This is a genomic window from Parafilimonas terrae, from assembly GCF_900115755.1.
In the GTDB taxonomy this organism is placed as follows: Bacteria; Bacteroidota; Bacteroidia; order Chitinophagales; family Chitinophagaceae; genus Parafilimonas; species Parafilimonas terrae.
Window position 1 is genome coordinate 271,344 of the sequence record NZ_FOXQ01000002.1, and the last position, 11,562, is coordinate 282,905.

Below are 11,562 nucleotides of genomic sequence, written 5' to 3' on the forward strand. Positions count from 1 at the left end.
AATGCTCTGCCATCATCATGCTGATTAACAAAAGAATTGCTGCAAATAATATTTATAAAATTTCATGCGCTGCCTTGCTTGCTTTGTTTGCAATAACGGCAGCGCATGCACAAAAAAATAAAACCTGCACAGAACTTGTTTGCTTTATTAACGATAGTGATTCGCTGGCTTTTAATAAAGATTCGCTTGGCAACCGCATACCCGATTTTTCTTATGCAGGATATGCCGCCGGTGAAAAACCAATACCGGATGTGCCGGTAAAAATTGTGGTGCCTTTAATGAGTGCTGATGCCACAGCCGCCATTCAGCATGCTATTGATTATGTAAGCAATTTACCTGTTGATAACAATGGCTTTCGCGGTGCTGTTTTATTACAACCGGGAACTTATTCGGTGAAGGGAAGTTTGCATATAAACAAAAGCGGTGTTGTATTAAGAGGCAGTGGCATGTTGCAGAACGGAACCATATTATTTGGAGCAGGCACAGACCGCGCAACATTGATTGAGGTAGGTGGAAAAGACGATAAGGTTTTGTCAGATTCAACAATCATAACGGATAAATATGTGCCGGTAAACAGCATGCAATTTACAGTTGCGAATGCACCGGCATTTAAACAAGGCGATCACATCATCATTCATGTTCCTTTTTCGCAGCAATGGATAGATGTTTTACATACAAAAACTTTTGGGGGCGGTTTATCAGCATTGGGCTGGAAACCCGGCGACCGTTTTATTGATTGGGACAGAACCATAACATCTGTTAATGGCAATATTATTTCAATTGATGCGCCGGTTACAACTTCAATTGATGCATCATTAACGCAAGCTTCAGTTAGAAAATATACCTGGAATGAAAGGATAGAAAACAGCGGCGTTGAAAACATGCAACTGGTTTCTGATTATGATAAAAGCAATGTAAAAGATGAAGCGCACCGTTGGTTTGCCATTAATATAAATAATGCTGAAGATGTTTGGGTGCGGCAAATAACTTTCAAACATTTTGCAGGTTCGGCTGTGGCATTATGGCAATCAACCAAAAGAATAACGGTTGAAGATTGTGCATCATTACAACCTGTTTCTGAAATAGGCGGCTGGAGAAGAAATACATTCTTTACCAATGGCCAGCAAAATTTATTTCAGCGCTGTTATGCACAAAATGGTTTTCATGATTTTGCTACAGGCTTTTGCGCCGCCGGCCCTAATGCGTTTGTGCAATGTGAATCCGATCATCCATACAGTTTTAGCGGTGGCATTGATAGCTGGGGTGCAGCCACTTTAATGGATGTGGTAAATGTTGATGCGAATAATATCAGCTTTATGAACCGCGGGCAGGATGGGCAAGGTGCAGGCTGGTCATCTGTGAATGGTGTGCTGTGGAATTGCAGCGCTTCCCGCATTGATTGTTATCAGCCGCCCACTGCGCAGAATTATGCATTTGGTTCATGGAGCCAGTTTGCCGGCGATGGCTATTGGGCTGAAAGTAATAACAGCATTGAGCCAAGAAGTTTATATTATTATCAGTTGCAGCAACGCATTGGTGATGCCGCTAAAGAAAGAAGTGATCTTTTATTGATAACAACAAACGCTACCAGCAGCCCCACCGTTGAACAGGCGGCAGAATTATCTGAGATAGCAAAGCAGCCTGCAACAACTTTATTGGAATGGATAAATAAAGCGCCTGTAAGAAATCCAATCAATATAAAAACAGGTGGCGCTATTACAAGCGATGAAATTTATCAGCAAAAAAATATCGAACAAACAATTACAGCGCCGGTTAAATTAATAAACGGGTGGCTGGTAAGAAATGATACGGTTGTTACCGGCGGCAGAACAGATGTGCCCTGGTGGAATGGCGGCGTTGATCCTAAAAGCCTGTTGCAGGCAAAACCGCATATTACCCGTTTTGTTCCCGGAAGAAACGGCGCCGGTTTAACGGATGATCTTGATAGTGTTGCAGTTTATATGCATGATAATAATATCGCTGCCATAGATCATAATTATGGTTTATGGTATGAAAGAAGGCGTGATGATCATGAACGCATACAACGCGCAGATGGCGATGCATGGCCGCCGTATTATGAGTTGCCTTTTGCAAGAAGCGGTAAAGACACGGCTTATGACGGATTAAGCAAATATGATCTTACAAAATACAATCAATGGTATTGGAAGCGGCTGCAACAATTTGCAGATAAAGCCGATAAAGACGGGCTTGTATTATATCATCAAAATTATTTTCAGCATAACATAATTGAGGCAGGTGCGCATTATGCAGATTTTCCCTGGCGCACCGCCAATAATATCAATCACCTCGATTTTCCTGAACCGGTGAATTATGCAGGCGATAAGCGCAATTTTATGGCGGAACAATTTTATGATACCACAAATGAACGCCGCCGTGAATTGAATATTGCATACATCAATCAATGCTTGAATAATTTTTCCGGTAACAGTAATGTTATTCAATTTATATCTGCTGAATACACCGGCCCTTTGCATTTTGTACAATTCTGGCTGAATACAATCCATGCATGGGAATCAAAAAACAATAAACATGAATTGATTGCATTAAGCACAACCAAAGATGTGCAGGATGCAATTCTTGCTGATAAAAAATATGCAGATGTTGTTGACGTAATTGATATACGTTATTGGAATTATCAGAAGAACGGCGATCTATATGCGCCAAAAGGCGGGCAGCATTTAGCGCCGCGCCAGCATGCAAGATTATTAAAACCAAAATCGGCCACATTTGAAGATGTATATCATGCCGTGAGTGAGTATAAATTGAAGTTTCCTTCAAAAGCGGTTATTTATAACGCGGGTAATTTTGATCATTTTGGATGGGCTGTATTAATGGGCGGTGGCTCTTTGGCTGATATTCCTGCATTGCAAAACAAAAGCTTTTTAAAAGCTGCATCTGTTATGAAACCCCGGGCAGTAACGGATAGCACACAGCTTATGTTGAGTGATAAAAAGGGCTATATTATTTACAGCCATAATAACAGCCAACAAATCAGCATTGATAAAAACATTGCATCCAAAAAATATGATGCGGTTTGGATAGAGCCATCAACAGGCAAAACAATTCGTGAACAGAAAATAAAAATTACAGCAGGCGTTGCCATTGAAAAGCCCGTTGCAGGCGATGTGGTGTTATGGCTAAAATAAAAGCAGTTGCCGCTTTAATAATGTCTTTGGCTTAATTATCCTGTGCTTTGATTTCTTACTTAATCAATAAAAATGTTCAATAAAAAAATCATACCCGTTTATATTTTTCTTATCGCATTTGCTTTACAGGCTAATGCAAGCCCGTTGCCTTTATTAAAAGTCTCTTCCGCTAAAAGATATCTCGTAACAAGCGATGGCAAGCCATTCTTCTGGATGGGCGATACCGGCTGGCTGTTGTTAACCAAACTGAACAGGGAAGATATGTCATCGTACTTCAAACAAAGGAAACAACAGGGCTTTAATGTAATACAGGTAATGCTATTGCATTCACTGGAAGCAACAGATGTTTATGGCGATTCGGCTTTGCATAATCAAAACGTTTCAGCGCCTGCAGTTACAACAGGTAATGATTTTATTCACGCTGAACAATATGATTACTGGGATAATGTTGACTATGCGGTGAAAGCAGCGGAAGCAAACGGTTTGTACATGGCGCTGGTGCCGGTTTGGGGAACAAATGTAAAAGCTGGAGGCGTTAGTATTGATGAAGCGAAAGCCTATGCCAGGTTTCTGGCAGATCGTTATAAAAATAATTCAAACATTATCTGGATGAATGGCGGCGATATTGAAGGTGATATTCATGAAGAAGTATGGAATGCCATTGGTGAAACTTTATATCAATACGATAAAAATCATTTGATAACATTTCATCCGCGTGGAAGAAATGGTTCTTATAAATGGTTTAATGATGCTTCATGGCTGAGTTTTAATATGGTGCAATCGGGCCACCGGAATTATGCGCAGGATACGGCCGTAAAGGATTTGAAATATGGTGAAGACAACTGGCGTTATATCAATGATGCTTATCAGTTGCAACCTGCAAAACCGGTGCTTGATGCGGAGCCATCTTATGAAGATATTCCGCAGGGTTTGCATGATACAACACAACCGCGCTGGCAGGCGGCAGACATAAGAAGGTATGCTTACTGGAGCATTTTTGCAGGCGCCTGCGGGTTTACATACGGGCATAATTCCATCATGCAGTTTAAACGCATTGGCGATACAAACGTTGCTTACGGCGCCGATAAAAACTGGCAGCAGGCTATGAATGCAACAGGCGCTAACGAGATGCAATATGTTGTAAAATTGATGCAGTCAGTTGTATTCGAAACAGCAAAACCGTTTCAGGATATTGTAAAGAACAGCGGTGATAAATATGAACGGCTGGCCGCTTTGCGGGGAAAAAATTTTGCTTTTGTTTACACGTATAACGGGAAGAATATTGAAGTGGATATGAATATGCTTGATGGGAAAAAATCAAAAGCCTTTTGGTACAATCCGCGCAATGGAGATAAAATATTTATTGAAACCATTAACAATAGCGGCGTACATGCATTCAACCCGCCGGGCGATAAGAAAGATGGTAATGACTGGATATTAATCCTGGAGAAAATATAGTGAAGTGTAGTAATAAACATATCAGTTTTGTTTGTATGGTGATGATATGCTGCTCGTGCGTATCATCCAAACAGGCATGGTTATATACTTCGTTTAAAGAACCCGCGAATGAAGGTTTGAGATTGATGTACAGTTACGATGCAAAACATTGGGCTTACTTCGATCATATTTTTTTAAAACCGCTTGCAGGAAGGGATAAGATCATGCGCGACCCATCAATGATAAAAGATAAAGATGGCGTGTATCATTTGGTGTGGACAACCGAATGGAAGAACAGCAACGGTTTTGGCTACGCCAGTTCAAAGGATTTAATTCATTGGAGCGAAGAAAAATATATACCTGTAATGCAGCAGGAAACCACAACCGTAAATGTTTGGGCGCCTGAATGGTTTTATAATGATGTGGATGACAGTTACATGATTGTATGGGCTTCTACCATTCCTTATCGGTTTGATAAAGGCATCGAAGACGAATTCAATAACCATCGTTTGTATTACACAACTACAAAAGATTTTACTCATTTCTCACCGGCTAAATTATTTTTTGACCCGGGGTTTAGTGCTATCGATGCCACTATTGTTAAACGTAATAATAAAGATTATGTATTGGTGTTTAAAGACAACACGAGAAATGAACGGGATATTAAAGTGGCGTTTGGCGAAACACCGGTTGGTCCTTTTTCAAACATATCCAAACCAATAACCGCAGGGTTTACAGAAGGCCCGACAACGGTACACGTAAAAGATGAATGGCTGATATATTTTGATGCTTACCGCAACCAGGATTTTGAAGCCGTTAAGACAAAAGATTTCATAACTTTTACAGATGCAACAAAAGAAATTTCAGTACCGCAGGGCCACAAGCACGGAACAATTTTAACGGTTACAAAAGCGGATATAAAAAAAATACAACGTTCTTTAAAACATATTGATTCAACTCAAATACAATAAATATGAGCAGTATAAACAACAGGCGGCAGTTTTTACGTAATGCAACGCTGGCGGGCATTGCAGCTTCAGCTATTCCATCTGCTTTAAAAGCATCAGCATTTAATAAAACAAATAAAATTCAATTAAAAACTAATGATATTATTCTTTTCCAGGGCGATTCAATAACGGATGCCGGAAGAAAAAAAACGGATATGGATGCCAATGATGCTTCGGCATTGGGCAGCGGTTATGCGCACCTCGCGGCTGCCGATTTGTTATACCAGTTTCCTTCACTAAATCTTAAAACATATAACAAAGGTATCAGTGGCAATAAGGTGTACCAGTTAGCTGAAAGATGGGATGCTGATTGCCTGCAAATAAAGCCAACCGTATTAAGCATCCTGGTTGGTGTAAACGATTTCTGGCACACACTGGTGAACGGTTATACAGGAACACTGGAAACATATAAGAACGATTATAAAGCTTTGTTGAAACGCACAGTAGATGCATTGCCAAACGTAAAACTCATCATTGGTGAGCCTTATGCATTAAAAGATGTGAAGGCTGTTGATGATAAATGGTTTCCGGCATTTGATGGTTACCGGCAGGCTGCAAAAGAAATTGCTGCAGAATTTAATGCCTTGTTTATTCCGTATCAATCTGTTTACGAAAAAGCATTGAAGCTGGCGCCGGCTTCCTACTGGACGGCAGATGGTGTGCATCCTTCTGTTGCGGGCACACAATTAATGGCAGCGGCCTGGATGCAAACAATAAAATCATAATGAAATCATTCGCTTTACATAGCATCATTTGTTTACTGGCGTTTACTTGCTTTAATGCAGCAGCACAGCAGGATACTGTAAAATACGTTGGCAATACTTTATCTAATGTTGATTACCATCATGGCATGCTGCAGCCTGCAGTTGGCGTGCATAATATTCAAATTTTTCGTGCTAACCGGGAGCACCCTAAAGAAGCGGAAGGCTTTGGCTGGACGTATAATCATGCACCCATGTTGTGCTACTGGAACAACAATTTTTATGTTGAATATTTAAGTGATTCTGTTGGCGAAAGCGTTCCGCCGGGCCATACATTATTATTGCATTCCAAAGATGGATATAACTGGTCGAAACCTGAAGTGATCTTTCCCAAATACAAAATTCCGGATGGCACAACAAAACCGGGCAATACAAATGTTGCAAAGAATTTGTATGCCGTAATGCACCAGCGCATGGGTTTTTATGTGTCAAAAGATAACAGGTTGCTGGTGCTTGGTTATTACGGAATTTGCCTGGATGCGCATGACGACCCGAATGATGGCAATGGCATTGGCCGCGTGGTGCGTGAAGTGCATAAAGATGGCAGCTACGGGCCGATATATTTTTTGCATTACAATCATAACTGGAATGAAAAAAATACGAGCTATCCTTTTTATACAACATCAAAAGACAAAGGTTTTATTAAAGCCTGTAATGAATTAATGGCAACGCCATTAATGATGCAGCAATGGAACGAAGAAGCCGACCGTGGCGACCCGTTGATTCCATTGCAGAAAGAATACAAAGCTTTTAATTATTATCATTTGCCTGATGGCCGCGTAGTGGGTTTATGGAAATATGCCTTAACATCCATCAGTACAAATGAAGGAAAATCATGGCTGTATAATCCAATAAGAGCCCCGCATTTTGTGAATGCAAATGCAAAAATCTGGGGGCAAAAAACGTCGGATAATAAATATGCAACGGTATATAACCCTTCGGAGTTTCGCTGGCCGCTGGCCATTTCTGTAAGTGATGATGGGCTGAATTATAAAAATTTATTGTTGGTTAACGGGGAGATTACACAAATGCGTTATGGCGGCAATTATAAATCTTATGGGCCGCAATATGTGCGCGGTATTATTGAAGGCAACGGCAAACCGCCTGACGGCAATATTTGGGTTACCTACAGCATGAATAAAGAAGATATATGGGCGGCCAAAATCCCTGTTCCTGTTACATCAACAACAGCAAATGATGCTGCTGATGATTTTGATAATATCAGCGATCTTTCACAACTTACTCAATGGAATATCTACAGCCCGCTGTGGGCAAGGGTTTCAGTAAATAAAACAAAAGAAGGCAAGCAAGGCATACAACTCAAAGATCACGACCCGTTTGATTATGCAAAGGCGGAAAGAATTGTTCCTCCAGCAGAAAGAATGATTGCAGATTTCACTATCGTTCCATCACAAAACAATACGGGGTTATTACAAACAGAGTTTTTAAATGCGCAAGGTTTGCCAGGTATAAGAATAAGCTTTGATTCCACAGGCGAATGTTATGTGAAATCAGGTTACCGCAACAGGAAATTGTTTGATTATAAAGCTGACTCGTCTTATACATTTCATATTGTGCTGAATACCTACTCAAGGTTTTATTCAGTGGAAGTGAATGGTAAAAGCTATGGCAACAACATCATGTTTGCGCCGATTGATTCTGTTGAACGCATTGCTTTCAGAACGGGTGCTGTAATCCATTTTCCTGATGCTGATACGCCGACAGACCAGGATTTCGACTTGCCTGATGCAGGTAAAAAAGATAAACCCGCTGCTTTTTTTATTACATCATTTAAAACAAAGAAGACTAAATAATAATGCTGAACAGGCAAACGATATGGTTGTTGGTTGTTATTGTTTTTTGCAGTTGCGCTTCAACAAAAAACATTGCTGTTGCTGAGCAGCATAATGTTTTAAACACAGATGACTTTAAACACTATGTTGATTATTTCAACAACATGGAAGATGAAAATATTAAAGGCGCTATACCCAATGATTCTTCCTGGCAATGGGTGAAAGCCAATATCCCTTTGTTTAATTGCCCGCAACAAAATTTTGAAGAACTGTTTTATTACCGCTGGTGGACGTTGCGTAAACACATCATACAAACACCTGCAGGTTATGCGTTTACAGAGTTTTTAGTGCCACGTTCTTACGCAGATAAATATAACCTCATTGGCAGCGCTATCGGCCATCATATTTATGAATCGCGCTGGTTGCATAATAAACAATATTCGGAAGACGATTTAAAGGTTTGGTACCGCGGGCACGATGGAAAGCCCATGTTAAAGCTGCATTCGTACAGCAGTTGGAACATAGATGCATTGTATAACCTGTATAAAGTATCCGGCGATAAAAATTTTATATTGGATATGCTGCCTGATATGGAAACAGATTATGCAAGATGGGAAAGCGAAAAGAAACTGCCTTCCGGTTTGTTTTGGCAAAGCGATGTAAAAGATGGCATGGAAGAAACCATTAGCGGCGGCAGGCACGAGCAGAATGCAAGGCCAACCATCAACAGCTATATGTATGGCAACGCAATGGCTTTATCAGAGATGGAAAATATTGCGGGCCATAATGATAAAGCTGGTTTGTATTTATCAAAAGCCGATACGATACAAGGTTTGATTGAAAAATATTTATGGAACAATACCGATAATTTTTTTGAAACAGCAAAAAAAGGTTTGAAGAGTGCCAATGTGCGGGAAGAAATTGGGTTTATTCCCTGGTATTTTAACATGCCATCCGAACAATACAATGTTGCCTGGAAGTATTTAATGGATTCATCAAAATTCCTGGCGCCGTTTGGTATCACTACTGCGGAGCAAAGCGATTCTGCATTCAGAACGCATGGCTGCTGCAAATGTGAATGGGATGGTGCTGTGTGGCCGTATGCTTCTTCGCAAACATTAACGGCAATGGCCAATCTTTTAAACAATACAAAGCAGCCGTACGTAAACAAGCATGATTATTTCAGGCTGATGAATGTATATGCAGAATCACAGTACTATCGTGGCAGGCCATATATTGGTGAATACCTTGACGAACAAACCGGTTATTGGTTAAAGGGCGACCAGGAACGCAGCCGTTATTATAATCATTCCACATTCAACGATCTTATTATAACGGGATTGATTGGTTTGCGCCCCCGTGCAGATGATACACTGGAAGTAAACCCTTTAATACCGGAAGATAAATGGAAATGGTTTTGCCTTGATAAGGTTGTATATCATGGTAAAACAATAACGGTTATTTGGGATGCAGATGGCACGAAATACAATCGTGGCAAGGGTTTGAGCGTATGGGAAGATGGTAAGAAATTAATGAGCGCTGAACATATTCAAAGACTTGTTGGAAAAATATAATTACCTGTTACCGGTTTATAAACATTAAAGCAACTATGCTTTTTCAATGAAAAATAAAAATATGAAGCATTTAATGAAGATGATACTACCGATGCTGCTATTGTTGTTTGCTTTTAATGCAATGGCGCAAACAGATGCTGATGCAAAGGCCAATGAAGAAATTAGAAGCAAGGCCGCTGAATGGGTGGCTTCACTCAATTTGAATGATGCAGCAAAAGCGCAACGGGTTACAGATGTTGTTGCAACACATCTTAAAACTATTCGCGACTGGAACAATACACATCCTTTTACAACAGTTCCTGCCGGCATCAATCCAAGAACAGGGGAAATGTTGAGTGAGCTTGACAGGCAGGTTATTGCCAATTCAGCTATGCCCAAATCTATACATGAAAACCTGATGAATGGCTTGCGTAAAGACTTAACCGAAGAACAGGTAAATGCCATGCTTGATAAATATACTATTGGCAAAGTTGCTTTTACCATGAAAGGTTATAAGGCTATTGTGCCTGATCTTACACCAACAGAAGATTCTGTGCTTACAAAAAATTTAGAGCTGGCGAGAGAACAGGCTGTTGATTATAAAAGCATGAAACAGATCTCTGCTATTTTTGAAATATATAAAACAAAAAATGAACAGTATTTAAACACACATGGCCGCGACTGGCATGCATTATTTGGCGCTTATGTAAAGGCGCAGAAAGCAAAAAAGGCTGCTCAAACGTCTAAACAAAATTAATCGCAATGAAATATTTTCTATCCATAATAAGTATGTGTTTTATGCTTGCAGCGCCGGCACAAGACATTAACTGGAAACAAGGTATTATAACAGATGAATTTATTTATGACACCGCGCCTTATCCTTCCTGCCATGCATCAACAATTGCAGAAACGCCTGCAGGACTGGTGGCTGCATGGTTTGGGGGGACAGCAGAACGCAATCCCGATGTTTGTATTTATGTAAGCAGGATGGTGAATAATAAATGGCAAACACCGGTGCAGGTAGCTGATGGCATTGTGAATGACAGCTTGCGTTACCCATGCTGGAACCCGGTGCTGTATCAGATGCCTGGCGGCGAATTGTTGTTGTTTTATAAAATAGGGCCAAGCCCTTCCGCATGGAAAGGCTGGTTGAAAAGGTCAGCAGATAACGGCCTTACATGGAGTGCCGCAGAAGCTTTACCCGAAGGTTTTCTTGGGCCGATAAAAAATAAACCTGTGATGGTTGGCAACAAATTAATTTGCCCGTCAAGCACCGAAGGCAATGGCTGGCGTGTGCATCTTGAAGTAACGGCTGATGCAGGCAAAACATGGTCAATGATAAAACTGGACTCTTCCATAGAAGCTATACAGCCTTCTTTACTTACCTATAAAGATGGCCGCATGCAGGTTGTATGCAGAACAAAAAACCGCTGTGTTGCATCATCATGGAGCAATGATAATGGCAAAACATGGAGCGCTTTAACCTGCACTGAATTGCCTAATAATAATTCAGGCACTGATGCCGTAACATTAAATAATGGCTTGCAGTTGCTTGTATATAACCATGTATTGCCGCCTGCTGATGCAAAGAATGGCAAAGGTGCAAGAACGCCGCTGAACATTGCTTTATCAAAAGATGGCAAACAATGGTATGCATCGGTTGTGTTGGAAGATTCCCCCATCAGCCAGTATTCTTATCCTTCAGTGATACAATCAAAAGACGGCATGATACATATTGTTTATACCTGGCGCCGCAAAAAAATAAAATATGTAAAGATTGACCCTTCAAAATTGCAGATGGTTGAAATGGATAAATCGGGCTGGAATAAAATGTAACAGTGTTG

At 40.5% G+C, this 11,562-nt stretch carries 8 protein-coding genes; all 8 read left to right on the top strand.

The window, feature by feature from the left end:
* The first annotated feature begins 17 nt into the window (after positions 1-17).
* The 8 genes from BM015_RS05895 to BM015_RS05930 all read left to right on the top strand — a co-directional run bounded on the left by BM015_RS05895 (position 18) and on the right by BM015_RS05930 (position 11,554).
* Complete coding sequence (locus BM015_RS05895; RefSeq protein ID WP_090655887.1) at positions 18-3,167, top strand: DUF6298 domain-containing protein; 3,150 nt, start codon at positions 18-20, stop codon at positions 3,165-3,167.
* Positions 3,168-3,239: 72 nt separating this feature from the next.
* Positions 3,240-4,625, top strand: a complete 1,386-nt coding sequence (locus BM015_RS05900; protein WP_090655889.1) for a glycoside hydrolase family 140 protein — start codon at positions 3,240-3,242, stop codon at positions 4,623-4,625.
* A gap of 35 nt (positions 4,626-4,660) precedes the next feature.
* The gene (locus BM015_RS05905; RefSeq protein WP_090655892.1) at positions 4,661-5,575 is read left to right on the top strand and encodes a glycoside hydrolase family 43 protein; all 915 of its coding nucleotides are present in this window, start codon (positions 4,661-4,663) and stop codon (positions 5,573-5,575) included.
* A gap of 2 nt (positions 5,576-5,577) precedes the next feature.
* Positions 5,578-6,336 carry an SGNH/GDSL hydrolase family protein gene (locus tag BM015_RS05910; protein WP_090655895.1) on the top strand — a complete coding sequence of 253 codons (759 nt, stop codon included), beginning with the start codon at positions 5,578-5,580 and terminating at the stop codon, positions 6,334-6,336.
* A complete protein-coding gene (locus BM015_RS05915) occupies positions 6,336-8,186 on the top strand; it encodes an exo-alpha-sialidase (protein WP_245751251.1) in 1,851 nt (616 codons plus the stop codon). The genes BM015_RS05910 and BM015_RS05915 overlap by 1 nt, the downstream gene beginning before the upstream one ends.
* A 2-nt stretch (positions 8,187-8,188) precedes the next feature.
* On the top strand, positions 8,189-9,739 hold the full coding sequence (locus tag BM015_RS05920) for an MGH1-like glycoside hydrolase domain-containing protein (protein WP_143075765.1): 1,551 nt from the start codon (positions 8,189-8,191) through the stop codon (positions 9,737-9,739).
* 73 nt (positions 9,740-9,812) lie between these two features.
* The gene (locus BM015_RS05925) at positions 9,813-10,475 is read left to right on the top strand and encodes a DUF3826 domain-containing protein (RefSeq protein WP_090656200.1); all 663 of its coding nucleotides are present in this window, start codon (positions 9,813-9,815) and stop codon (positions 10,473-10,475) included.
* A gap of 5 nt (positions 10,476-10,480) precedes the next feature.
* Positions 10,481-11,554 (top strand): sialidase family protein, encoded by a 1,074-nt coding sequence (locus tag BM015_RS05930; protein WP_090655898.1) that lies wholly within the window; start codon positions 10,481-10,483, stop codon positions 11,552-11,554.
* The last annotated feature ends 8 nt before the right edge of the window (positions 11,555-11,562 follow it).